Source organism: Bdellovibrio sp. SBM16 (assembly GCF_056175625.1).
Genome location: NZ_JBJKJG010000003.1, coordinates 12,786 through 38,597, shown reverse-complemented (window position 1 = coordinate 38,597; position 25,812 = coordinate 12,786). Strand labels below are relative to the sequence as shown.

Genomic DNA, 25,812 nt, shown 5'->3' with positions numbered 1-25,812 from the left:
AAAAGATGAAAGACGCTCAATTAAGATGTTCATTCTGCGGTAAAGGCCAAAAAGAAGTTAAAAAACTTATCGCTGGCCCTAGCGTTTATATCTGTGACGAATGTATCGACCTTTGCATGGATATCATCGATGAAGAAAAAGAAAAAGAAGTCGCAGTTAAAGGTGCCTTCCGGGTACCTAAACCGGCTGAAATCAAAGCCTTTTTAGATGACTATGTTATCGGCCAGTTATCAGCCAAAAAGACCATTGCGGTAGCGGTCCATAACCACTACAAGCGTATCAATGCCCTGCAAGGTAAAAAAGCCGGTGATGTTGAGTTGCAAAAATCAAATATCTTATTAGTCGGTCCTACCGGATCGGGTAAAACTTTAATCGCTCAGACGATTGCGCGTGTACTAAATGTACCGTTTGCCATGGCAGATGCGACAACGTTAACAGAAGCCGGCTACGTCGGTGAGGACGTTGAAAATATCGTTCTTAACTTATTGCAGGCTGCTGATTACGATATCGAAAAAGCCAAACGTGGTATCATCTACGTGGATGAGATCGATAAAATTTCTCGTAAGTCTGAAAACCCATCAATCACGCGTGACGTATCGGGTGAGGGTGTGCAGCAAGCTTTATTAAAAATCTTAGAGGGAACTGTTGCGAACTTACCTCCTAAAGGTGGCCGTAAACATCCTCAGCAGGAATTTATCCAGGTAGATACGACAAATATCTTATTTATTTGCGGTGGTGCTTTCGTAGGTCTTGATAAGATCGTTGAAAACAGAACTGTCAATAAATCAATGGGTATCGGCGGTGAGATCACTCACAAAGCCGAAGGTAATATCGAAGAGTTGTTAGCTAAAGTAGAACCAGATGATTTAGCTAAGTTCGGTCTTATCCCAGAGTTTATCGGACGTCTTCCGGCAATTGCAACTTTAGCGCCGTTAAAAGAAGATGCGTTGATGGATATCTTAACCCGTCCTAAAAATGCGATCACGAAGCAATACCAAAAATTATTCTCATTTGAAGGTGTTGATTTAAGATTTACAGACGAAGCCTTAAAAGCCATCGCCCGTGAAGCTTTAAAACGTAAAACGGGTGCCCGTGGTCTTCGCGGCGTTATTGAGTCATCAATGTTAGATGTGATGTACGATATCCCGGGTATGACCAACGTTAAAGAAGTGATTATCGACGAAAAAGTTATCCAGGAACAGGCACAGCCTAAGATGGTTTACTACACTGATGAAGAGATGAAGGCAAAAGCTGAAAAAGCGAAAAAGTCTGAATCAGAATCAGCGTAATCATCATCGGCGTCTGATCCTGAAAATAAAAAAGGAGAGTTTAGTACTCTCCTTTTTTTATTCTGTTTTAAAGTCAGAACTACGAACCAATTTCAGGAAACTTTAACGAATCTGTAAGGCGTTTGAAAAATCCTTCTTTAGTGCAGTTCATCTCGATAACTTCAAGCGCTGAAGCTTCGTTTACATAAATCAAATTAACAGAATTTTTTGCCGAATCGATATTCAGAACCACGTTTAAGGCATTATCTGCGATCTGAGATGAATAGCAACTTAGCTTTAATTTTTTAGAGAACAGTTTTTCACCAGCTTGGCTTGAGATCGATTGTAAGTCTTCACTGCTTAATCTCGCACTGTCGATGTTGCAGTAAGCACCATTGACAGTTGCCAGCGTACTCATGACCGACTGATCATTTAGCTCTTGTACAGAAACTCTGAGTTCTGACACCACATTTGGTTCCGTGGCTTTACAATGCATGGCAACCTGCTTAAATGCTCCGGCCTGCGCCGAGATCGCGGTTAAAGTTAAAGCCAAGCTCAAAAGTGTGTTTTTCATAATATTTTCCTTTAGTGAAAAATTCTATTTTTGTGTCTTTCTCTTAAGAAGAGCAGGTATTGCAGCTTGTTGAACAGGTTGCGCCTGTTCAACCTGTTCTGGTGAAGCTTCAACGTCTTCCGGTGCTTCGTCTTCATCGTAGTTATCCATATTGTCTTTCAGTGGATTATCCATTGTGTAAACATACTTAACGCCACGTACCTGTTTGGTCAGCTTGATGAGCTCTTGGTTAATCAGGGCACGTGCCCGGTTTTCATCCTTACGTGAACCCGGCGCGATCGCTACGTTATAGAAAAAGTAGTGAGGGCCGTTGGTGCCGTTGATCACGCCACCTAAAGTAATGTTGGTGCCGACCGTGCCGGTCTTAGCAACGACTTTGCCGCTGGTTTCAGTTCTGGTGTACGCAGAACCACCGACCGTAGAGCCTTTATCGATACCCATCACCGCAACTAGGTCAGTGATTTGTTTTTTCTGCCTTTGCGCTGCCGAGTTAAGGGCGCGGATGGTGCGGATAACAACGCTGCACGAAGCTTCGTTGTAAATACGGCCTGAACCGTCCAGAGAATGGTTTTGCCCTGAACCGTTCACAAACGTAAATTCAGATTCAGAAACTTTTAAGTTGTTGTAGTAAAAGTCATTAAGTTTTTCTAAACCGCCCGAAGCCACCAAAAGACGGTTGGCTGAATGATTGTTCGAATTCCAGTTCATGGCTTTGATCATCGTGCGCACATCCTGGGACGAAACGTAAAGTTTTATCGTGTTGGCCGCCGCTTTAAACAGGGTCGAAGGCAAAAAATGTGTTTTAACCACGGTAAACTTCGGCGATTTAAAAAGCTCAATACCGGCTGCTTTGGCAGCGAGGTAAGATTGCGGGTAGTTGGCCATAATCACGCGCTGTTCTTTTAATTGCGCTTCAACGATCTCTTTTGACGGAAAGCTTAATTCTTCTTTCAAAACCGTCGGGCGGATAAGTTTACTGCGGCCATTTACACGCACCCTGAAACCCGCGAATGTATCAGTGTCATGAAGATATTTAACATTTTCGTCAAAAGTTAAATAGCGGATCGATTTTACACCGGCTTCGTTTAAGCGCGAAATAATCATATGCATTTTATAGCGGTTAAAATACGGATCCTGCGAACCCTGGATATGCACATCGTGCATGCCCTTTTCCGCCGGGGTGGCAAACACCTGTGTGGAAAAAGTTGTGTTTAAGTCAAAAGTGGTTGTCGCCAATAAACTGGTAAATAATTTAGAAACCGAGGCAATTGGGTACTTGATATTGATATTTGTCCCATTGATCTTGGTCATGTTCTGGTCCATGTCACATTTGCTGACCATCTTCGCGCCATAAACAGAACTAGCCATCATAGACGAAGCTACAAACGACAAAAGAATAGATTTGTTTACAATGTTTTTTAACATCACGTACCACCTGATTAACCTGACATAAAGCAAGATGGTAACCGCTTTAAAACGAATATAAGCGACCTAAGGTATAGACTGTCTAGTTATGTATCAAAATGAGCTGTAAATTGTCAGACAGGAGATTGTGTAAAAATGACTTCTAGACCCAAAGATTTTTTTATTTCTACAATAATAAAAAAGCCGTTGAACTTCTAAATTCTCTCCCTAAAATGATTAGTAAGGCGGCGGTGTCCAATTCAATATAATTAACATTATAGCGAATTTAGGATTAACCCGCCTGACCAGAACAGTTGTCTTAAACTGCAACCTCTGGTCCTCGATTCGGAGAATCGGGAGCAAAAAACTGGTAAAATAAATTTACCGGTTTTATTCAAGGAAGGAGTTCTCTCAATGGCGAACAAAAACACAGCCGACACTCAACAACTACCCTTACTTCCTCTACGTGACCTCATCATTTTCCCGCATATGATGATGCCGTTATTTGTGGGACGTGAAAAAAGCATCAACGCTCTAGAAGATGCTATGAGTAAACAAACCGATATTATTTTAGCAGCGCAAAAAGATGCTAAAACCAATAATCCAGAAGAAAAAGATATCTATCAAATCGGTACGGTCGGCTCTATTATCCAACTTTTAAGATTACCGGATGGAACGGTAAAAGTTTTAGTTGAAGGTAAACGCAGAGCCCGCATTAAAGGTTTTGTACCGAATGATGGTTTCTTCGTCGTTAACTGTGAAGTCATTGATGAAGAAGTTGAAAACCCAACCGAGGCGTCGGCGCTGGTTCGCTCGGTTAAATCAACTTTTGAAACCTACGTAAAATTAAACAAACGTATCCCGCCTGAAATTTTAATGCGTGTATCCAGCATTGAAAATCCAGGTGAATTGGCTGACATCATCGTGGCGCAGCTAAATCTTAAATTAGAAGACAAACAAAACGTGTTAGAAATCTTAGATCCATCTAAGCGTTTAGAAAATCTATTAAACTTAATGACGGGTGAGATCGAAATTCTCGAAGTTGAAAAGAAGATCCGCACACGCGTTAAGAAACAAATGGAAAAATCTCAGAAGGAATACTATTTGAATGAGCAAATGCAGGCCATTCAAAAAGAACTTGGTGAAAAAGATGACTACCAAGCTGAGTTAGAAGATCTTGCACAAAAGTGTAAAGATAAAAAAATGCCTCAAGAGGCCAAAGATAAAGTTAATAAAGAAATCAAAAAGCTTAAACTGATGTCGCCAATGAGTGCTGAAGCTACAGTGGTAAGAAATTACATTGACTGGGTTTTATCATTACCTTGGAACGATTACTCAGAAGATCGTCATGACGTGAAAAACGCTAAGAAAATCTTAGATGAAGATCACTGGGGATTAGAAAAAGTTAAAGACCGTATTTTAGAATACCTTGCTGTTTTATCTTTATCGAAAAACATGCGTGGACCGATCATTTGTTTAGCGGGTCCTCCGGGCGTAGGTAAAACCTCTTTAGCCAGATCAATCGCTGAATCTCTAAATCGTCCGTTTGCACGTATCTCTTTAGGTGGCGTGCGTGATGAAGCTGAGATCCGCGGTCACAGAAAAACTTACGTCGGTGCGATGCCAGGTAAAATCCTGCAGGCGTTACGTAAAGTTGATAAAGGTAATCCGGTTCTTTTATTAGACGAAATCGATAAAATGGCGAACGATTTCCGCGGTGATCCGGCATCTGCGATGTTAGAAGTTTTAGATCCAGAGCAAAATGCAACGTTTTCGGACCACTATCTTGAGTTAGAGTACGATTTATCAAACGTGATGTTTATCGCTACCGCGAATAACTTAGGCACAGTGCCTCGTCCGTTACTTGATCGTATGGAAGTTATTTACTTAGATGGTTATATCGAGCAAGAAAAGTTCCATATTGCTAAGAATTATTTAATTCCGAAACAAATGGCAAATCACGGCTTAAAAGATATGAACATCACTATGCAAGATAAAGCGGTACGTGATGTGATCCGTTACTACACGCGCGAAGCGGGTGTGCGTAACTTAGAGCGTGAATTTGCCAATGTATTCCGTAAAGTGGCTAAAGACGTAGTTATGTCGAACATGATTGACGAGCTTAAAACTGAAGGCGGAACTGCTGTTAAAGCTGCGACTTCGGCGAAGAAAGCGGCTAAAGGCAAAACTGCAAAAACGAAAGCTGCGAAAAAAGAATCTGGCTATGTCATTACACCGGAAAAACTGGTTGAATTACTTGGACCACATAAGCTTAAACACGGCGAGATCGAAAAACAAAACGAGATCGGTCTTACCAACGGTATGGCTTGGACAGAAGTGGGCGGGGATCTATTAGCCGTCGAAGTTTCTGCGGTTCCTGGTAAAGGTAAGTTCACTGTTACCGGCCAATTAGGTGACGTGATGAAAGAGTCTTGTACAGCAGCGATGAGCTATGTACGTTCGCGCGGACCACTATTTGGGTTTGATAAAGAATTTTACGCTAACATCGATATCCATATCCATTTACCAGAAGGCGCTACTCCAAAAGATGGTCCTTCAGCAGGTATCGCTTTAGTAACTTCGGTTGTTTCGGCGATCACGAAAATCCCGGTTAAGCGCACAGTAGCGATGACAGGTGAGGTTTCATTGCGTGGTAAGGTATTGGCGATTGGTGGCTTAAAAGAGAAGATCTTAGCTGCCCACCGCGGTGGAATTAAGATGATTATCTGCCCTAAGGAGAACGAAAAAGACCTTAAGGATATTCCAAAAGAAGTTCTTAAAGAGTTAAAAGTGATCTTAGTTGACCATGTTGACCAAGTTTTAATCAACGCTTTAGACATCAAATCGCCTAAAGAGTTATTTAAAGCCCAATCAGAGCGTGAGTTCGGTATCAAAGCCAACTACACCGGCCAACAAGTTCATACCCAGCACTAACAGAGATAAAAATGTAAACGAGACAAGGGAGAGCCAAAAGCTCTCCCTTTTTTATTGTTTTTTGTTCATATTTGCCCGCTAAAGCAGCATTGATTCGCTGTTTATAAGCTATGTTCTTAAAAAGTCACATAACACCGTGAAATTTTTGGGGAAGTTTTCCTTTCGCACCACTGCCATTTTTGAAATTTAAGCGACTAGATGTAAGTTTGTTGACCTGATCTTACAAAATCTGTACTTTGCATCTCATTCAATTCCTGACAATAGACTAATAAAGGATTAACACATAATGAACGCAGATCGTGTATACGAATTAGGTAAGCTCTACTGCGATCGTGGTGATTACCAACTTGCATTGCCCAACTTGATTGAAGCCGCAGACGCTTATCTATCGGAAAAAAATTTCCCAATGTACCTTAAAAGCGTACAAGAGATTTTAAGAATCTATGCAGAACGTGAAGAGTACGAACAGGTTTCTGCATACAAAGAAAGAATCCAAGACATCGTTATTCGCGAGAATATTCAATTAACTTCTCGTGTTTATCATGTGTTCGGCGTAGCCTCTCTTTACAAAGGTCAAATTGACAGTGCTTTAGAATACTTCAAAATCGCTCTAGATCACGGTTTAAAGGCCGATCAAAAAGAAGATATTTCCCACGCTATTCTATGTATTGCTATCTGCTACCGCCATCAAAAGAGATTCGAAGAAGCTCTTAAAGAGATTTATAATTTAAATATTTTCATGCAGTTTATTAACAATGCTGATTTGAAAACAGCCGTGTTGTCAGTGAATGCCAGTATCTTATTTGATTTAAAAAAATATGATCAAGCCCTGGATTTGTATTGGTTAGCTTACGAAGAAACAAAATTAGCTAAAAAACTGGCTGTTTCGCTTTCGATCATTGGTAATATTGGAATGTGTCTTTTCGAATTAGGTCAAAAAGATGCAGCAAAAATTTACTTCGAATTATTCCAAAAAAGCATGGATAAAAACAATTCGAAGAAAATGATGTCTCATTTAACTAAATATATTGAATCATATTGTGATACGACGAAGGATATTTTTGATATTTCTTTTGATTTCGACAATCACATAGTTAAAGAAAAACAATTAGGTACAATCGATTTCAAAAATCAATTTATCCTGTTAGATCTTTTAAAGTTATTCATCTCTAAACAAGGTGAAGTGTTCTCGAAAGAATACCTTGTTGAACATATCTGGAAGCAAGAATACGATCCGGCTGTGCACGACAATAAAATCTACGTTACTATTAAGCGTCTTAGAAAGATGATCGAACCAGATTACGATCGTCCGAAGTACATCTTCAGATCTAAGAACGGTTATTTTTTAAATAAATCAATCAAAGTTAGTGATCAGATTGCTCAAGAGGGGAGAATCTCGTGAAACAGGTAGCTTTAATTCTAGCGGTTTTATTATCAGGTTTTTTTGCACAGGCAGAATTCTTCGGAAATCTTTCTATGCCACAAGAAAATCCATCATGTGGTTTAAGCAAGCAAGGCGGCCCGATTGATACAATTCCGTGGTCAGTTGCTCAACCATTCCCGTGGAATACAATCCAAGGTTTATGGAAAGTCAGTGATTCTCCGGACCAAGTTATGCGTATGCGTGTGGTTCGCCAGGATCAAAACGCTAAACACTTAAGTGTAGATGTAATGTCTCGCAGTCAATGTAATGGCCCGGTTATGAAGGGTGTCGGCATTATCACGGCGGCTGAGAAAAACGTTGTACGTCTTACTTTAACGGATAAAGAAGGCCAGACTTACCTTATGAAGTTAGCGATGTTTGATACAGCTGATCTGCAAATGGACAAAAACCTTTGCGGTCAAACGGCTTTAGCGGCATCTGTAATCACTTTAGACAACGAGGGTGAAGACGATGCAGGCAGCGACATTAAAACAGCTGAACAGTCGAACATGATGCTGAAAAAGATTACAAGCTCGACCGACTTCTACTGCAGAAAACGCAAAAATTAGTATTTTTTAGTTGAACGCGGGCTATAGCTTATATATATCTATAGCCCAATCAAGACGACAGGGAATTAGCTCAGTTGGTAGAGCGCCACCCTTACAAGGTGGATGTCGTCGGTTCGAATCCGGCATTCCCTACCATTTTTCACATAATGTTTTGATAGATCAAACCCGCTACCAAGGCGGGTTTTTTCGTTTCTGGCTTTCATTATGAGACTTTATCTCAGACTGATACAGTCAAAAAGTCGTGAAATTTCACAACCAAGATGCCGATACGAAGTTTATGAAACTAATCGTTTTTGCTATCGCTTTTGTATTTTCACTTTCCGGTACCGCCCAACAAGTAGTTGATAAAGAAAATCTCGCAACCTGGGTGCCGCCTAACTGGAACTCTTATCAAGCGATGGGCTACACCGCTGATACTTTTAAAGTGCCTGAGGGGCTTAAAAAATCAGTCGATTTCTGGATTCAGATTTACACTAAATACACAACTCAGCAGGGCGTGTTTCACGTGGCCGGTGATACCGATCAAATCTTAGGTGATTTTGATCTTACCCAGGTGTACGCCAACCCGAAGTGGTCACCGGTGCGCCGCGAACTTGAAGCCGAAATTCTGATTAAGCGTCAGAAAAAGTTACTGGCCGCCCGCCATAAGATCGATGTGAAAAAAATCCGTCTGCAAATGGGTTTAAAAGATCGTATGCAGCAGGCCATCAAAGTTTCAGGTTATTATTTGCCGCAGATGGAACGAATTTTTGAACAGGAAAAAATCCCGAAAGAGTTGACCCGGGTGGTGTTTGTTGAAAGTTCATTTAATATCTTTGCCGAATCTCGTGTCGGGGCGAGCGGACTTTGGCAGATCATGCCACGCGTATCGAAAAAATTTAACTATATCCAGGAGGCACAGGATCTGCGTAATCACCCGATCTATGCCACTAAACTTGCGGCAAAAATTTTTAAAGAGAACTACCAGATCTTAAAATCTTGGCCGCTGGCTGTGACCGGATATAACCACGGCGTCGGCAGCATGAGCAAGCTTGTTAAAAAATACAAATCCAACGACATTGCATTTTTAATTGATAATGTCGCTTCAAGCAAAAGTTTTGGTTTTGCTTCCCGTAATTTCTATGCGACGTACTTAGCGGCACTGTATGTCGAATCACATGCCAACCTGTTCTTTCCGGAACCGGTTTATAAATACCAGGAGCTGCAGGTGCGTGCGGTTAAGATCGTCAAACCAATGCCGTATAAAGACTTGCTGGCCTATTTCGGTAACGACCGACAGAAGCTTCGCTTGTATAACCCGCACATCAAGACGAAGTACTTAAAGCCCGGTAAAAGCCTGCCCAAAGGGGTGATCGCCAATCTGCCGAAAGAAGATAAAACCAAAATTGCGGGTGTGATTGATCAAGAAACAGAATTATAAAATAAAAAATCCTGAGATTTCTCAGGCTTTTTTATTTTGCAGGATAAGCGCAGCGATTACGGCTTGGTTGTCGATTGCAGTTTGATCGGCTTAAAGATGCCTTTAGAAATATTCGAGCGCAATAAATATGGAACAGCGTAAAAACGGTTATATTGATTCGGGACAATGCGCGACGTTTGCAGATCTTCAACGGCTAATTTGATTTTTTCGCGGTAATTGTCAATTGACATAAAGGCGTCATAGGCCGCTTTACTTTTTTCCCAAAGGTTACCGATCTGAGCGCGCACACCTTTTTCGGCTGGTGGTGGCGACTGGAACACGCGCATCATATCACTGTAAGCTTTTAAATCGCCAAGCGTTGCAGATAATTTCGGAAACAAGAAACCAAAGATCATTTTGTTAAACTGGTGTTTTTCTTCAAGTGAATACGTGATCATTTCAGTTTTGCCGTTTGATTTTGGGAGCACCGGTTTTGCCTTAGGATCTAAAGTTAATTCGAGAAGATAACCCACCTGATCAGATGTGTTGTTTTTAACAAAGTAAAGATCTTTACCGAAGATCGTGTAAACCAAACTACGCATATTCGATACACGGATCTGCATTTCTTTTTCCCAGATCGGGCCGTCTTCTTCTTTTTCAAAACGGTGGTATTCATTCATTGGGCGAGGCACCAGGCCTGATAGTAACGAGTGAATCACTTTGGTGGTTAAACCTTCATTACCGCCAAGTGAAACAACGTAACGGGCATCAATAGTTTCGGCCGGTCGGCCTAAGGCTTTCAGGATCATTGGTTGGTTGACGATTTTTTTAAAATTTTCTCTGTCTTCAGATAGCGCAAGTGAGATGCTGGCTGCAGCCTGATACGCATCTTGCCCAGGGGTGTAGTTTTTTAAGTAGGTTTCTACCCCGTCTGTGACGTAGCCAAGTTTTTTGGCGCGCTCAAAAACATTTTTTAAAGCGAAATCCACGAATTCCGGTTCGTTTAATATTTTTCGCGAAACATATTTATGAATTAGCTGGTTTGAGTGAAACAATTCACCTAAAGCCGCACCGTCAAGTTTGGCGTTAGGGCCTTGATCCGAGAAGGCAATTTCATAATCAATTTCAGATTCAGGTAAAAGCGCACGGACTGCGACCATGGCCTTTAACACCGAGCGTGCCATGGCGAAGTATTTTTCAACTGAAGCCTGATCAACATAAGGGCGATCAGGATGATGCCAGAAGTGGGCGTGACCCAGTTCGGCGACTGTACCGGCATGTGAGAAAGAATCCTGTAAAGTATGAAGACCGGCTGAGATCTTCATTAAGTTACCTTCCATTAAACCTTCAGTAAAAAGTTCGGTTGCAAATTCGTGATCGGCTTCGGTTTCGGTGTAAGTACTTAATTCAATTCCTGAAGATGGGTCAGTCTTTAATAAGCCGGCAAATCTGGTCATGGCTTCCTGGGGATTTAGTTTGTTGGCTAACGGTGATCCCGGAAAATGCAAGAGGCGGCGTTTTTTAATTCCTGTCGCAGGTAAGACAATCATACTTAATGGATCTGAAATGTAAGACTCATCCATCCACTGGGCGCCCAGGGCAAGTTTTACGGCTACATTGTGTTTGATTCCGGCAAAGCGGGCCATGGTGTAAGTTCCGTAAAAGTGGGTATCGACATCGTAAGCTGATGCATTAACAGAAACTAACAAGACCGCCGGCATTATCAATTTTTGGATAAGTTTTTTCATACCCGTGAAAATTGCAAAACTAGAACCTGATTTAGATCAAATATACTAATTTTAACTGTCAAAGTTGTTAACACCGCCGTTAGATTGTCATTGTCTTATTCTGAGAATTGGTTACCCGAAAGTTGGTTGGTAACAGCTTAATTTAGTGTCATATTTATTGCTTTAAATTTCTGTCAAAAGAGAGGCTGCAGATTCTTAACATTTTTGCTTATATCAATTGCTAGTAAATAAAAAATATTCTAAATTTTTACGTCCCCCCGATTTAGGGGGTGACGCGTTTCCAGCGAAAATCCTAAAATTAATAAACGGCCTGCAGTATATAATCCCGCCGTCCCTAGAAAGAGTAAATTGAAAACCTTGGCTGATTACGCCCAAAGCATTTGTCTTGTTATAGAAGACAACCGAACCACTCAGTTTTTAAAAAATGTCGTTGTCTCGGCTTTTCCGGGTATTTCAGTGTATTGCGCTCAAACCATCCGCGAAGCACAGAGCTGGTTGCATGAACGTTCTAATAACGCACAAAAGACACCGCTGTATCTGGCGCTGGTCGATTTGGGTCTTCCAGACGGTTCGGGTTTGGAGATCGTACGGTTATTAAAAGAAAAAGAACCCAGTGCCCAGGCCGTGGTAGTTACTATTCATGAAGAAGACAAATTTCTTTTTGAAGCATTAGGTGCCGGTGCCGTCGGCTACCTTCTCAAAAAAGATGATCCTGGTTTTCTGTCGGATATTCTAAAGCGGATCATACGTAATGAACCGCCGTTGTCGCCATCGATTGCTAATCGGCTGATCGAATACTTTCGTAAACCCGAAAAAGACTGCACGATTAAAACTGAACTCACAACCCGTGAGAGCGAAACCCTGACTCATTTGGCGCGTGGCCTTACGGTTGCTGAAGCCGCAGGTAAAATGGGCTTAAGTGCGCAGACCGTTGCAGGCTATGTGAAAGTCATCTATCAAAAATTGCACGTTTCAAACCGTGCTGAAGCCACGCGTGAAGCCATTCGCCGCGGTTTAGTGTAGCTGTCGGGCATATTGACCATTATCGCCTGCATTTAATTACAAATCATCGTGGCCTCCTGCTTGCTGTTCTGACTGGTGATACACCTCATCAAAACTTCAGGGAGTTCTTATGTTCAAATTCATTAGACGATTTGTCGTTATCATTGCTTCGCTTTATTCGGCCCATGCTTTTGCTGATGCGACACCAAATTGTTATCTTTATACCGTGCCGGCAGGGCCAGAAGCAGCTGCCATGGTCGTCGAGAAAAAAGAAACCTGGTGTTATCAACAATTAAGTTCTCCGCAGGGCACTCTGTTCGTTTTTAATGCCGATGCCGACAAAGTTCTTCCGGAGCTGTCATTTACCATTGATCCGGATGGTGTCATGACTCACGCCTCGATGAAAAAAGGCGTGCGATCAGTTCATAAAGTATTAGCAAAAGATTTTAATCCATTTTCTGTTCCGTACAGAGAACCCAGAGGTATGCCAACGTCGTCGGCGTCGCGACTTCTATCTAAAGAATTCTTGCATTCGGCCAGCGAAGCACTGCGCGTGTTATCCACCTCACGCTCGGTATTAGCCTCGATTGACAGTATTAGCACCTTAGCACTCGAGACGGGCGTAATCAGTGAAGACGCTGATATTAAACCGTGGCGTGGTTACTGGTGGGCTTACAATGGCCGCCGTTTATCCAACGGTTCAAAATCCCCAATGGCCAAATACGACCGCTTTGTGAGAGCGAGAACCGGTTCAAGTCCGGGAACACAATCGTGGGAAAACGCAAATCACCGTTATCACGGAATTGTTTGGGAGGGTCACTGTAACGGGTGGGCGGCAAGTTCAGTGTTACGTGCTGAGCCGGCATTTCCTAAATACGATTCACGATCAGGCGTGACATTTTCAGTTTCAGACCAGAAGGGGTTATTAGCTGAAGTCGACTACTGTGCAAAGGTCGCTTTTTTTGGTTCACGCTACCGGGGTAGTGGCAGTAATCCGCGTGATATTAATCCGGCCTTATTTCACAACACCTTACGTTATTACATCGGCACACTTAAAAAACCAGTGGCTGTTGATTACAAACAATATGCACCGGTAGATAACCATATTATTTCCGGCTACACGATGGATATCCGAAGAACCGGTGTTAATACTTTCGCGGTCATCGCAAAACTCAGAATGCACAAGTACGATAGCGGCATTTCGCAAACGCCGGGTACGGCTCCGCTCTATACACGCACGTACTCTTACCGTCTAAGAGAAGGTGACAACGGAACATTAACAGGTACTTGGACCTCAGGTAATCCGGATTTCTTGTGGGTGCCGTTAGCAAGCGTTGATTGCGGCAGTAACAACCCGCGTATTAACCACGATCGTATGCAAGAGATCTTAGACTTACCGGCGTTACCGGTGGCGTACGGACCTGCTCAATAAGCGATGATTTGTCAGACCAAGGGCTGGGGCTGGACTTTGCCAGCCTTGCTGAAATCTGCTTGAATTAAGAGATGAATAAATCAGTTTTTTCATTCGTATTTGCCGCACTTCTATTTACCTCGGTCTCAGCAAAAGCTGTGGTTGCTGAAATGGGGTTATTTTATTTTAACGACAATCTGGCTTCGACGAGTGATTCAACTTATTCGCGAACGATCTATGATTTTGCCGTGCTAATGACTTCGGAAGGCCGCAAGCTTTTGGGGATCGGTTGGAACTACTCTGGTGTTTCCACATCTGATGATACTGCAGCCGGCGAGACAACGTATTCATCGACCGAAACCGGTCCGAAATTTACTTACATGTTTGGCCGTGAGCAGGATTGGTATTTGGGTTTAGCGTATAACCTGTTAGCCAAAGCCCAGTTTTCCGGAGTTGCCGGCGAAGCCGAATGGCGCGGAACTTCGTTAAAAGGTGAGTTCGGATTTTTACCGAAAGTCAGAGGTAAATTAAATGTTGGGGTAAAACTTGTTTACCACCAGGCCTCGTATAATGAGCAAATCACAAATTCGACGACTCTGACTCAGGATTCGAATACCAAAACCATGATTTATCCGAATTTTTCCATCGTTTATAAGTTCTAAAAAGCCGCTAATAGGCTCCAGATCTTCACGCTTGTGTAAAATGTTCAAATGCAGCTTCACCGAGGCACTTACGGTTTGCCTCTGAGCTTATAATTTCTTATTTTTTGGCTTTGTTTAGCTCTGGGGGAGCCTATGATTAAAGCCTTTATTTTAGCTACGGTTTTTGCGTTAACAACTCAAGCTCAGGTTTGGGATCCGGCAGTTGATACTTTAACTGTACCGGCCGATTTTACCGCCCGCCAGTTTAACGAATCAGATTTTCAGACTTACCCATGGTTAAAAGAATTTGCGTTAGTCGTTGTGATCAACAAAGCCAACGAAGGCAATGACCGCCAGACGTTACGTGTTTACCAAAATCAAAAAGTCATCATGTTAACAAAAATTTCTTCAGGGCGGGAAGAATACGAAAAAGGCTGTGGTCCTGGCCAGGAGCCGAAAAAAGATCACTGTTCAAAACGTGCCTACTGGTCAACAACACCGGTTGGCTATTTCGATGTCGATACCTTAGATGAAAATTATTTTTCCAATCTTTGGCAAACATGGATGCCGTATGCGGTATTTTTCGAATCAGGAATCGCTACCCACCAGGCTCCGGCCGGTACTGAGGCTAAGCTAGGCCGCCGGGCTTCCGGTGGTTGCGTAAGAATGCATCCAAATCATGCCCCGGTTTTATTTTCATATGTGCAAAAGGCTGGCAAAGGTTTGGTTCCTAAAGTAAACCGTGATGGCACAGTCGCTAAAACGAAACAAGGCGACACTGTTCGCTGGCAAGGTTTCAGAACTTTAGTTATTGTACAAAACGTCGCGAAATAGTCGCGCAAACGGGATAGCTAAATAACCGCGTTTGTTAAAAGGAATAGATCAGTGAGCCTACAAGAGCACTTAAAAGTTAAAGAACAAGACCGTAACTTCAACTGGGATGAGAAATTTTTTAAGTTGTTCTCTGAAGTCGAAATTGGATTAATCTCAAACGACCCGCAACAGGGCCCGGATGGCTGGCCATACTTAATGTGCCAGACTTTAACCGCCAATAATAAAACCCAGTTTAACGGCGATCATATAGAATCATCACAAAAAATCATGAAGTGGTTATCAACCAAAGGTATCGGCCTAGTGGTTAACCCGCAGCGTGAACCGTACCCTGATTTTGTATTTTCATATGGTATGATCTGGTCGTTTATTGAAACCGGATTTTTCATACGCCCTGATCTGGCGCAAGCTTCAGGTAAAGTTGAATACGACAACAAGCAGATCTTCAGTGGTGAACCGACTGAAGCTTATTTACCTCTGTATGTACGTAAAGTTTTAAAAGATTTTTTTAATGACCAGACTGTTTTTAATCCGAAAATCTTAATGATATCTCCGGATCAGAAAAACTATGACTTGGCGTTTTCGCTTGAATCCCTGGGTAACCCGCCAGAGAAAGAACATGCGGGCATCGCAGAGGCCATCTCTTGGTTCTTACCACCGCATTACTCGGTGGTTCTTGTCAGTGAACAGGGCTTGCCTAAATTTACTGATCTGTTAAGACCAGCCTCGACTCATTAGCACGGCAATGCCGTGACTTATGAATTTGGCAGTAGATCAATCAAACATTCGCGCCAGTATTCAGGAGCATCAGAGCTGTAATCGACAGCGACCTGGAAGCCTTTTTTACCTAAAAATTTTGTGCGCGCCACTGTTCCAGATATTTCAAGATCCATTTCATGAATCGTGAAAAATACTTTGTGACCAACTAAAGAGTCTAAATTTAAATTCGAGCGTAATTCTTTTTTGATAAAGTCTTCACGCTTGAAGTTAATTAAAATCCCCGAGGCTGAGGCTTCGATGATCTCACCGTACTTTGCAATCTTCTCTAAACTTTCCATCGAAGAAAAAGCGTCCAGTGTTAGTGGCACAACTTCTTTGCGAGGCGCCTGTCTGAATTTTCTTTGTGATGCACCCATAGTGTGTATCCTCCGTTACTAACAAGCTCATCGGGGGTTACCCGACCTAGGTTGAGGGCCGGAATGTTAAATTATTTTTAAAGGGATTTTAGAAAAAAAAGATTGTCCAGTTGTGGTCTAATATACGCTGGGTATAGCCTAAATTATGCTTCAAAGTGAGACCATTTGGAGCTACCGCACTAAATTTGAAGGTATTATCAAAGGTCGTCGGTTGCCAGTTGCCAACTACGGCCTGTGACATCACTTCAAGCGATAAAGCTTTGAATACGGCTTCTTTCGCAGTCCACAGGTAATCAGGGCCCGGTGCCTCGGCCATTTCTTTTTCTGTCGACACACGCTGGATAATTCGTCTTTGCACACGCTCGCTGCGCTCGATATCCATTCCTATAACTTGATCGGACTGAATATACCCGCCGATTTTATCTGAGTGCGAAATCGAAAAGTTCCAGTCTTTGGTTTTCGGACGCTTGGTTAAATCTAGCAGTAAATCGTTTTCTTCTTTGCTTAGTACATTGCTCTCAACAATCCCCATGCGGATATTTAAACGGTACACAGGATTACTTGAACTGAATTCTTCTAAGATAAGCCCTGAGGCCATAAGACCGCTGTCGCGTTCAACGAAAGCCGCAAACTGGTTAAACAGATCGGTAAAGGTTGGCTGTTTGGCCACTTCAGGATTAATCATTAAACTGGGCTGGCCATTCTACAGGGTTGTTGCTTGTAATTTTCATCATGCGGTCTAACGAGGCGTAAGCTTTAGTTCTTAATGCTTCATCGAGTTTTACTTCTGGTTTAAACGTCGTAAGTGCATGATGGATTTTTTCAAGATTATTCATTTTCATAAACGGGCAGTCGTTACACATGCAATTTTCATCGACGACCGGTGCCTGAATTAATTCAGCGTCGGGACGCAGTTTCTGCATCTGGTGAAAGATTCCGGTTTCGGTAGCGACGATAAACTTTTTATAGCTTTTGTTTTTTTGAACTTCTTCCAATAAACGCGAAGTCGAACCGATTACGGTTGCGTGCATTAAGATTTCGTCATCACACTCAGGGTGGGCGATAACAAGGGCATCCGGATTTTCCTGGATTAATTTTTGTAAACGGCCGGCATTAAATAAAATATGCACCTGGCAAGCTCCCGGCCATAAGATAAATTCACGGTTTAACTGCTTTGATAACCACTTACCTAAATGCTGATCCGGGCCGAATAAAATTCTTCGGTCTTTAGGGATTGATTCAACGATCTGTTTGGCGTTGCTTGATGTAATAATCACATCAGAGATCGATTTAACTTCAGCTGATGAATTAATGTAAGTTACACAAATCGCGTCTGGATATTGTCTGCGCCAGGCTAAGTACTTATCGTAAGGTGCACCTTCAACAAGCGAGCAGCCTGCAGCCATGTCAGGAACAAGTACAGTTTTTTCCGGATTTAAAATCTTCACGCTTTCGGCCATAAAGACAACGCCGGCTAAAAGAATGTTTTTATTGGGAACCTGCTGGCCCATTTTAGACAGATAAAAGCTATCACCCACGTAGTCGGCTAAATCCTGAATCACGCCATCTTCGTAGTAGTGGGCCAATAGAGCCACGTCTTTGTCTTTTTTTAATTTATTAATTTCTAAAATTAACTGAGCATCGTTCATACTGGCTGTTCCCCAAAATCAGTCTGACGCCAGGATGGTAACTTCGTCCGAAGACTAAATCGTCGCGCCACCCTTGAGAGTCTGAATAATCGACTTTGACATCATCTTGAAGCTTTCAAGTACACCTTTACCTTCAAAGGCACAAGCTTCGATTTCCTGGGCGTTAAAACGGTTTAAGTGCTTGCGAAGTTCAGTGATGGGTAACGCCGTCGGAAGATCACGTTTATTGTACTGTAAAATTAACGGAATGTCTTTGATGTCGTAGCCCTGCTGGGTCAGGTTTTTTTCTAAATTATCCAGAGCTTGCAGGTTTTCATCTAAACGATCGGCCTGCGAGTCGGCTACGAAAATAATGCCGTCAATGCCCTGTAAAATCAGCTTACGGGTTGCATCGTAAACAATCTGGCCTGGAACGCTGTAAACATGAAAACGTGTTTTAAAGCCACGAATTTCACCGATATCCAGCGGTAAAAAATCAAACAGCAAAGTACGTTCGATCTCAGTGTTTAAAGCCATCAGCTTTGATTTCTGATCTTGCGCTAAAGACTGATACATCCACTGGATATTGGTGGTCTTGCCGCCCAAGGATGGTCCGTAGTAAACAATCTTGCAGTGAATTTCTTTAGCGTTGTAATTAAATAAAGACATCTAGAGTTCAATCCTGTTCTCTAAAGCGCGGCCCATGGTGCGATCGTCGATAAAATCAATATCGGCGCCTAATGGAATGCCATGTGCGATACGAGAAAGTTTAACGCCTTTGCCCTGCATGATCTTAGCAAGGTATAAAGCGGTGGTATCGCCTTCCAGGTCAGCATCCAGGGCTAAGATAATCTCTTTGATCACCGGGCCTTCGCCGTTAAGACCTTTTTCGATCTTATACATCAGTTCCTGGATTTTTAAATCTTTAGCGGTGATACCCTCTAACGGCGAAATTACGCCGTGAAGTACGTGGTAGCGGCCTCTGAAAGCACCTGAAGATTCGATACGGAAAATATCTGAAGGCTCTTCAACCAAACAGATCGAGTCATTCCCACGATGCGCGTCTTCGCAGAATTTGCAAAGTTCGCGGTCGGTGTAGTTAAAACACTCCGGGCAAGAATGCACTTCGGTTTGAACGCGCATTAAGGCCTCAGATAATTTTTCGGGGTAAGATTCTTTGCTTTTTAAAATATAGAACGCCAGACGCTGCGCCGTCTTAGGGCCAACGCCGGGGAGCCTAGAAAGCTCATGCACTAATTTTTCCAAAGCAGGAATGTGTAACATCGATTAGAACATTCCCGGGATATTCATGCCGCCAGTGATTTTTGACATCTCTTTTGAAGATTCATCTTTGGCAGTTTTTAAAGCGTCGTTAACTGCTGCAGTTACTAGGTCTTGTAACATTTCAGCATCGCCGGATTTGATCACATCAGGATTGATTGTTAACGCCAAAACTTTGTTTTCGCCGTTAACTTTAGCTGTAACTGCGCCGCCACCAGCTGTGCCGGTGAATTCACGCGTTGCTAATTCTTCTTGAAGCTTTTTCATTTTCATTTGCATTTGGTTAGCTTGTTTCATTAAGCCAGCCATGCCGTTCATTCCGCCGAAACCTTTCATAGCGAACTACTCCTTATTTGAGATAATTTTTGCCTGAGCTTTGAAGACTCGTTGAGCAGCTTGCACACGCGGGTCTTGCATAATCTCAGTTGTTATTTTGTCTTCAGTTTCTTTTTCGATTTTTTGATTCATGCTTTTAGCCGAATCCCCTGAAGCAACTTTGGCTTTAACAACAGTAAAAGTGTAGCCCTCTCCAAAGAACGAATCAATAAAACCTTGTAATTTTTGATGAGTTTCTGTCTGAGCCATTTGCTCGGCTAAAAACGAAAATTGTGCCGCCGCTTGCAGGGTTAAGTGCTTCTCATTTAGGCCGGCAAAAACGATATTATCTAATTTCGCCGCCAAGAACGCACTTTCTTGTTTAAGGTAAGTGACAAACTTCATCCAACCTTCAGCATTCAGCGCAGGTTTGGCCGCTTTAACCGGTTCTGGTTTTGGCGGTGGTTGTGGGGCGGACTCTGTTTTAGGGAGTCCTTGAAACTTTGGGATGATTGCTGCCTGACTGCCGGTGGCCACCTGTGGTTGGGCCGGGGGCACCTGCACACCGGATAACAAATTCTGAATATCGGCAATTCTTGGCGCCTGCGCCATGCGAAGTAAACAAACTTCAAAAACCATAAATGGGTCAGTGGCGCGCACCAAATCCGCTAACGATTTTAGCGCCATATCAAACAGCATATGCAAATCTGAGTCTGACTGCGCCTGCGCAAATTCTTTTAAAACCTGTGCTTCTTCAATTGGGAGATCGATTAAAGATTCATTGTCCGGTGCGGTTTTTAACACGATGGTGTGACGTAATAGCTGGATGAGCTCTTCAAAAAACAACGATGGGCTTGTACCCATGGTGTGCGCTTTTTCCAGATCTGCGATAATTGCTTTTGGGTCGCGCTCTAACAGGTGCGCAAACACATCATAGATCAAACCACGGTCGGTTAAACCTAAAACTCCGGCTACGTTTTGTTCCGAAAGTTTGCCGGTGGTGAAATTCACCACTTGGTCTAACAGGCTTAAACTATCACGGGCTGAACCGTCACCCTGGCGGGCGATCAGCCACAGCGCTTTTTCGTCGGCTTCGATGTTTTCTAGATCACAGATCTTTTTTAACAGGCCGGTCAGTTGTTTAAACGGAATACGGCGTAAATCAAAACGCTGGCAGCGCGATAAAATCGTCTGAGGAATTTTATGCACCTCAGTTGTCGCCATCATAAAGATCACATGCGCCGGTGGTTCTTCCAGAGTTTTAAGTAAGGCATTAAACGCCGAAGTCGATAACATGTGAACTTCGTCGATAATAAAAATTTTGTATTTGCCTGACGTCGGCATGAACATCACGTTGTCGCGCAGATCACGGATCGCATCGACACCGTTGTTCGAAGCACCGTCGATTTCGATTATATCAACGGCACGGCCACTGTTGGCTTCAACACATGAAGGACAAACATTACACGGAGCAAAGTTAACCGGATTTTCGCAGCGGAGAGTTTTAGCCAGGATACGGGCTGAAGTTGTTTTTCCTGTTCCACGCAGACCAGTGAATAACATCGCATGTGGAACACGACCAGTTTTGATGGCGTTGATCAGGGTTTGCGAAATATGACTTTGTCCAACCATTTGGTCGAATGTTTGTGGTCGATATTTACGGGCAAAGACTTGATACGACAAAAACTAACCCCTCAAAAAAAGAGCTGGGCACCCCATATCGCAAAGCTCTTTAAACACCGTTGCTTCCTTCCGGACCTAGCGGAATTCATTAAAGAGTCAATCGTATGGGACCCAGCCATTGTTGGGTTTAACTGAATTCCCCTCTGGGAGCAGTGATTAACACCCCTGGTCAGAGCAGATTGTTAAGCGGGCCCAACTAGAATGTTACTTTGTAGATATTGTTTCCACTTTTGCGCCGTCAAACCCCCTAAAATGCCCCTCACCGTGGCAAGCTTTTCGCTAAACCTGTCGCGGTTAAAGGAGTCACATGAAAACAAATTTAAGATTGGTTAGTTTATTAGCTTTTTTGCTGGGTTTTGCAGCTACGGCAGTAGCAAACGCCGCGGGCAAAACAATTTGTGCCATGACTTTTAATTCTGAAAACGAGCGCACGGTTTTTACCAAGAACTTGGTGCCGCTTGGGTATGATGTCGTCGAACTAACCCCTGCTAACAAAGATCCGCGCTGGTTTCAGAGTGCCTGTAACTCGCAAATCAAGTGCGACATATTATTAATGTCGGGCCACTTCGGCGGATTATTTTTCGGCGAAGGCGGTAAGTCGTCAACACTATCGGTGCAGGAGATGATCGCTGCGCGCGAAAACCGAAGCTGCAGCAATATTTTAGATGCACAGGCTGTGTACCTGATGGGGTGTAATACGCTGGCGTCAAAAATCAAAGATCACAGAACCATCGATCAGTACTTACGCGTATTGATTAACGACGGTTTCCCTCTGAATTTAGCCGAGAACGTGGCATCGGCAAGATACCTTAATTTCGGCCAGAGTATGGGCGAAATCATGACTCAGATTTTTATTAATTCAAAAATGATCGCCGGTTTTGATTCGACCGGTCCGTTAGGGGTGCAGGCCGAGCCGAAACTGCAGCGCGCTTTTAGCCACTCAACTCAGGCCGAAAAAATGTCGACCGGCATCGGACAAAAAGCACTGCTTACCCAGTTTGCCAAGAACAATATGCGCGTGATTAATCCGGCGCCAACCGCAGCCGATGAATATCTAAAAGGCGCGTTGTCATCTGATCCCTACAGCGCCATGGCCGCTTGGAAAAATATTCTAGCTACGCAAAGTTCGATCAGAAAATACTGGGATTTTATCACTCGCCAGCAGCTAAATAGCTCGTTGTCACAGGTTATTTTAAACGAACCGGCAGTGCGTGAACGACTTCTTACAACGTATGCAGATATTATTAAAACCGCCGTGGGATTATCTGCGATTCAGTTAAAATCGCTGAATTTTTTAAAACGATTTAACGTGATCACCCAGGATGTACACACCACATCAGTGTTAAAAATCGTGAACGGTATTTTGACCAAGCCTGTTGATTACGTGAGTGCTGATCAGCTGTGTGAAATCTTTAAAGAACAAAAAAGCTTAAGTCTGCCAGAAACTGCAAAACAAAAAATCGCGCAGAGTGAGTACCGTGATTATTTAAATAAATGTCGCGGTGAAGCTCAGCCGTTAGTAGGCACTCCGGCGATGCGTTGTTTGCGCGGTGATGGATCGGGCCGCCATGACTGGGCCTGTTTAACGGATAACTGGGCACAGTTAGATATTGCCGCCTGCCAGTATGCTAAATCACGCAATCACGATCCGGAAAACTCAGACGATATGTTGTGGTTTTGTTATTCGAAGATGTTGGACCTGGGGCAATTAAATCGCCCGAAGTGTCTGGAATTAACCCATAGTTTTTCGATTTTAAGTAACCAATTAAAGATGAACTGGAACTGTTTAAACCGCGTTTATTAACAGTAAATTAATAACCATTTTTGTTTTTACCTGTCAGAAAATTCGACAGTGAATATGTCTCAGTTTGAGAAAATCACTGTCGAAAAGCGATTAAATCCACTTTCAAGTTGTTAAAACAAATTTAACAATAGCCCGCAGAGTTGGACTGGTTCTTGAACTACCTAGCCTTGTTACAAGAGTTTTTAACTTTTAGGAGAACAGGTATGAAAAAATCAATCGGTCTATTATCAGCTTTAGTTGTATCAACGACATTCATCGTGAATTGTCAAAAAGCTCCGGATAAAAGACGTGTTCGTCCTTCAGGTGGTTCTGGTGGTACACAATCAGATGTCGTTACTGAAAAAGCCAAGTTACCTACAAAAGTTTGCTCGAAAGAAATTATCGAAGCTTATACTAAAATCTATAATAATCAGGGTTTATTAGCTAAAATGGTCATCACGGCTGATTCATCAGACGCCGATAAAGAAGCAAAAAGAAAATTAGGTATTGAAACATTAGATAAATGTGAAGAAGTCGTTAATTTATTAAAAGCTGAACCAAATGAAGGCTGTTACCGTGACAACGGTGTTAAAGATTTATCTAACGCTTACATGGCTTCATCTGTTCACAGTGCGTGTAAAGGTTTAGCTAAAAAATTAGAAACTGAAGTTCAGTTAGAAAGCCAGTTAGCTAATGAAGCAAAGGCAGACGATAAAGCCAAAGCAGATGCTAAACAGGTTGAATCAGAATTAATCGGCAAAGAATTAAGAATGTCGAAAGACGCACGTCAGTTAGTGTTAGCTAAAAATACAAACGGCGGTAAATTCTTAGTTGAGGGTGAAATTCAATCTTCGACGTCATCATTAAACCAGGCTTTAGCCGCTTCTTCGACAGTTTGTACTTTTACCGGTGAAGGTTTAGAAATCGACGAAAACGTTGACGCGACTTTAAAAATCACGCAGGCATCAGCGGCTGAAAAAGCTGATTTAGAATCGTTAAAAGAAGACTTCACTGGTAAAGCGACGGTATTAACGACTGAAATTTCGCAAGCTGAAAAAGAATCTGAATTAATCGGCTTGCTGTGCTTAAACTTAGACGTAACAAAATTATCGGTAGAAAAAATCACTAAAGCTTTGGGCACGGGTATCGCTTCAGCTCCGGTACAGGTTGCAACTGAAGTAACCGGTGGCACTTCTGAAGCCGCGGTAGTATCAACTCAGGGTGCAGATGCCGCAGCATCAGCAACAGCTTCGGCGACCACGTTTACAGCAGCTGATTTAACAGCGGCACAACCAGCGGGTTCGCCACAGGCGCAGCACTTAGCTTCTGGCACAGCGCAAATGATCGCTGAAGCAAATCAAATCACAGCTCAAAAAGTTGAACAACAGCAAGCAGCCGCTTCAAGCACGGTAGTAGCTTCAGGCATAGCGCAGGTCGAAGTAGTCGTAACAGCTAAACCTACTGATGCAGCTTCACAACCGGCACAGGTTCAACAAGACGATGCAGATGCAAAGGCTAAAGAAGTTGCCAGACTAAAAGAAAAAGCCGAGCGTTTAGAAAAAGACGCTAAAGATGCTGAAGAAGAAGTTAAAAAATTAGAAGCGGCAAAAGCTAAAGCTGAAGATATCGACGAAGCCAAAGCCAGAGCCCGCAATATCCGCGAAACAGCTAACACGGCTAAAGCTGAGTACGAAGCCGCAGCCCGCTCAGTGGTTGTTGCCGGTAACGAATTTTAATCTTTGATAATCTTGCGGAGGGAATCAAACTCCTCCGCCCAGTATCTGTAAGTGTTAAATTCAGGAAATATCTTCGGAAAGCTCGGATCATTCCAGCGGTTTAAAATCCAGCCCGCATAACAAATCACCCGGTAAGCGCGTAAATACGGAACTAATTCTAACTGTTTGTCGTCAAAATGGCGTAACGTCTCATAGCCCTTTAAAAATAATTCGAATTCTTTGGTCGGCGCAAAATCCTGATCCGGAAAAATCATCCAGAAATCCTGCACCACTGGCCCATTGATAAAGTCATCAAAATCGACAATCGTGATATCGTTTTTACCGTTATCAAGTAAGTTACCCCGGTGCAGATCGCCATGGATGCGGATAAAGCTTTGCGGATCAAGCTTTTCATCAAGGGTATTAAAGATATGTTCGGCAAGATCAATATACTGCGGGCGGATCTCAGGTGCGATAACGTCGTTTAACTGATCGAGCACCAGCCACTTGTTATCCTGGGTGGGGCCGAAGAAATTACGATTGAAGGCTTCTTTTTTTTCGCCGGTGTTATGCAGCTGTGCCGTGAGCGAGCCTAGTTTTTCAAACTGCGTAAGCAGCACTTCCTGCATCATGCGGCCGCGTACTTTTTCGTAGAAGCAGTATAAAATGCCATTGGCGTTAAATACGGTTTCGCCGTTTTGGCTCGAGCGCAGCGGTAAACCCACTGATAAGCCGTCGGCGTGTAAATCAAAGCAGAACTCGTGTTCGTCCTGGATGGTGGCTTTTGACCAGCGCTGCGGGCGAAAGAATTTAGCAATCACAGATTTGTGCTCTTCGAGCTTGATCTCAAAGACGCGGTTTTCATAAGAGTTGAGCTGGTGGATCTCGCCCGTCGGCAAATAACCGTTTAGATCAGCGCACTTTAAAATAAGATGCGGATCTAAATTAAAAAACTGATCGGTTGGGGCCGTTGAAATAGCTGTCATGGATCAAATCACCCTTGCATATCTTACAATGAAAAACTCAAGTTTCGGCCTACAGTAGCGATATATTCGTTTTAAGGCTAG

The 25,812-nt window shown here is 42.9% G+C and carries 23 protein-coding genes, 1 tRNA gene and 1 other RNA gene; 13 read left to right on the top strand and 12 right to left on the bottom strand.

Annotated features, from left to right (window positions below; all coding sequences use genetic code 11):
* Positions 1–5 precede the first annotated feature (5 nt).
* Complete coding sequence (gene clpX / locus AC04MM_RS04275) at positions 6–1,289, top strand: ATP-dependent Clp protease ATP-binding subunit ClpX (protein WP_475379087.1); 1,284 nt, start codon at positions 6–8, stop codon at positions 1,287–1,289.
* Positions 1,290–1,368: 79 nt separating this feature from the next.
* Here the strand turns inward: clpX and AC04MM_RS04270 are convergent, their stop codons facing one another.
* Together AC04MM_RS04270 and AC04MM_RS04265 are read right to left on the bottom strand one after the other, a co-directional pair.
* The gene (locus AC04MM_RS04270; protein ID WP_475379086.1) at positions 1,369–1,842 is read right to left on the bottom strand and encodes a hypothetical protein; all 474 of its coding nucleotides are present in this window, start codon (positions 1,840–1,842) and stop codon (positions 1,369–1,371) included.
* 24 nt (positions 1,843–1,866) lie between these two features.
* Positions 1,867–3,267: a D-alanyl-D-alanine carboxypeptidase gene (locus AC04MM_RS04265; RefSeq protein ID WP_475379085.1), complete on the bottom strand. Its 1,401-nt coding sequence runs from the start codon at positions 3,265–3,267 to the stop codon at positions 1,867–1,869.
* Positions 3,268–3,660: 393 nt separating this feature from the next.
* Here AC04MM_RS04265 and lon point away from each other — a divergent pair, with 393 nt between their 5' ends.
* From lon to AC04MM_RS04240, 5 genes are all read left to right on the top strand, one after another.
* On the top strand, positions 3,661–6,180 hold the full coding sequence (gene lon / locus AC04MM_RS04260; RefSeq protein ID WP_475379084.1) for an endopeptidase La: 2,520 nt from the start codon (positions 3,661–3,663) through the stop codon (positions 6,178–6,180).
* Positions 6,181–6,466: 286 nt separating this feature from the next.
* A complete protein-coding gene (locus AC04MM_RS04255) occupies positions 6,467–7,582 on the top strand; it encodes a winged helix-turn-helix domain-containing protein (RefSeq protein WP_475379083.1) in 1,116 nt (371 codons plus the stop codon).
* Positions 7,579–8,172 (top strand): hypothetical protein, encoded by a 594-nt coding sequence (locus AC04MM_RS04250; RefSeq protein WP_475379082.1) that lies wholly within the window; start codon positions 7,579–7,581, stop codon positions 8,170–8,172. The genes AC04MM_RS04255 and AC04MM_RS04250 overlap by 4 nt, the downstream gene beginning before the upstream one ends.
* A gap of 59 nt (positions 8,173–8,231) precedes the next feature.
* Positions 8,232–8,307 (top strand) — tRNA-Val (locus tag AC04MM_RS04245).
* Between the two features lie 142 nt (positions 8,308–8,449).
* Positions 8,450–9,592, top strand: coding sequence for a transglycosylase SLT domain-containing protein (locus AC04MM_RS04240; RefSeq protein ID WP_475379081.1), 1,143 nt, complete (start codon positions 8,450–8,452; stop codon positions 9,590–9,592).
* A gap of 56 nt (positions 9,593–9,648) precedes the next feature.
* On the opposite strand, the gene AC04MM_RS04235 is transcribed toward AC04MM_RS04240, so the two are convergent.
* The gene (locus AC04MM_RS04235) at positions 9,649–11,319 is read right to left on the bottom strand and encodes a DUF6765 family protein (protein WP_475379080.1); all 1,671 of its coding nucleotides are present in this window, start codon (positions 11,317–11,319) and stop codon (positions 9,649–9,651) included.
* A 348-nt stretch (positions 11,320–11,667) separates the two neighbouring features.
* On the opposite strand from AC04MM_RS04235, the gene AC04MM_RS04230 reads away from it, so the two are divergent.
* The 5 genes from AC04MM_RS04230 (at position 11,668) to AC04MM_RS04210 (ending at position 15,942) form a co-directional block, all read left to right on the top strand.
* Entirely contained in the window at positions 11,668–12,342 is a 675-nt protein-coding gene (locus AC04MM_RS04230; RefSeq protein WP_475379079.1) for a response regulator, read from the top strand.
* Between the two features lie 109 nt (positions 12,343–12,451).
* A complete protein-coding gene (locus tag AC04MM_RS04225; RefSeq protein ID WP_475379078.1) occupies positions 12,452–13,753 on the top strand; it encodes a hypothetical protein in 1,302 nt (433 codons plus the stop codon).
* Between the two features lie 71 nt (positions 13,754–13,824).
* Positions 13,825–14,394, top strand: a complete 570-nt coding sequence (locus tag AC04MM_RS04220; protein WP_475379077.1) for a hypothetical protein — start codon at positions 13,825–13,827, stop codon at positions 14,392–14,394.
* 132 nt (positions 14,395–14,526) lie between these two features.
* The gene (locus AC04MM_RS04215) at positions 14,527–15,207 is read left to right on the top strand and encodes a L,D-transpeptidase (RefSeq protein ID WP_475379076.1); all 681 of its coding nucleotides are present in this window, start codon (positions 14,527–14,529) and stop codon (positions 15,205–15,207) included.
* Positions 15,208–15,258: 51 nt separating this feature from the next.
* Complete coding sequence (locus AC04MM_RS04210; RefSeq protein ID WP_475379075.1) at positions 15,259–15,942, top strand: hypothetical protein; 684 nt, start codon at positions 15,259–15,261, stop codon at positions 15,940–15,942.
* Positions 15,943–15,959: 17 nt separating this feature from the next.
* On the opposite strand, the gene AC04MM_RS04205 is transcribed toward AC04MM_RS04210, so the two are convergent.
* The 8 genes from AC04MM_RS04205 to ffs all read right to left on the bottom strand — a co-directional run bounded on the left by AC04MM_RS04205 (position 15,960) and on the right by ffs (position 21,364).
* Positions 15,960–16,340, bottom strand: a complete 381-nt coding sequence (locus AC04MM_RS04205) for a hypothetical protein (RefSeq protein ID WP_475379074.1) — start codon at positions 16,338–16,340, stop codon at positions 15,960–15,962.
* Positions 16,341–16,428: 88 nt separating this feature from the next.
* Entirely contained in the window at positions 16,429–17,025 is a 597-nt protein-coding gene (locus AC04MM_RS04200) for a 4'-phosphopantetheinyl transferase family protein (RefSeq protein WP_475379073.1), read from the bottom strand.
* Positions 17,018–17,989: a quinolinate synthase NadA gene (gene nadA, locus AC04MM_RS04195; protein ID WP_475379072.1), complete on the bottom strand. Its 972-nt coding sequence runs from the start codon at positions 17,987–17,989 to the stop codon at positions 17,018–17,020. The genes AC04MM_RS04200 and nadA overlap by 8 nt, the downstream gene beginning before the upstream one ends.
* 54 nt (positions 17,990–18,043) lie before the next feature.
* Positions 18,044–18,637 (bottom strand): GTP-binding protein, encoded by a 594-nt coding sequence (locus AC04MM_RS04190; RefSeq protein ID WP_475379071.1) that lies wholly within the window; start codon positions 18,635–18,637, stop codon positions 18,044–18,046.
* The gene (gene recR, locus AC04MM_RS04185) at positions 18,638–19,252 is read right to left on the bottom strand and encodes a recombination mediator RecR (protein WP_475379070.1); all 615 of its coding nucleotides are present in this window, start codon (positions 19,250–19,252) and stop codon (positions 18,638–18,640) included.
* Positions 19,253–19,255: 3 nt separating this feature from the next.
* Positions 19,256–19,585, bottom strand: a complete 330-nt coding sequence (locus AC04MM_RS04180) for a YbaB/EbfC family nucleoid-associated protein (RefSeq protein ID WP_475379069.1) — start codon at positions 19,583–19,585, stop codon at positions 19,256–19,258.
* A 6-nt stretch (positions 19,586–19,591) separates the two neighbouring features.
* Positions 19,592–21,247, bottom strand: a complete 1,656-nt coding sequence (gene dnaX / locus AC04MM_RS04175; protein WP_475379068.1) for a DNA polymerase III subunit gamma/tau — start codon at positions 21,245–21,247, stop codon at positions 19,592–19,594.
* Between the two features lie 18 nt (positions 21,248–21,265).
* Positions 21,266–21,364, bottom strand: an RNA gene (ffs, locus tag AC04MM_RS04170) — signal recognition particle sRNA small type.
* Between the two features lie 190 nt (positions 21,365–21,554).
* Here ffs and AC04MM_RS04165 point away from each other — a divergent pair.
* The gene (locus AC04MM_RS04165) at positions 21,555–23,051 is read left to right on the top strand and encodes a hypothetical protein (RefSeq protein WP_475379067.1); all 1,497 of its coding nucleotides are present in this window, start codon (positions 21,555–21,557) and stop codon (positions 23,049–23,051) included.
* 203 nt (positions 23,052–23,254) lie between these two features.
* Complete coding sequence (locus tag AC04MM_RS04160; protein WP_475379066.1) at positions 23,255–24,766, top strand: hypothetical protein; 1,512 nt, start codon at positions 23,255–23,257, stop codon at positions 24,764–24,766.
* Here AC04MM_RS04160 and AC04MM_RS04155 read toward each other — a convergent pair.
* Positions 24,763–25,731, bottom strand: coding sequence for a serine/threonine protein kinase (locus tag AC04MM_RS04155; protein WP_475379065.1), 969 nt, complete (start codon positions 25,729–25,731; stop codon positions 24,763–24,765). The genes AC04MM_RS04160 and AC04MM_RS04155 overlap by 4 nt on opposite strands.
* Positions 25,732–25,812: the final 81 nt, after the last annotated feature.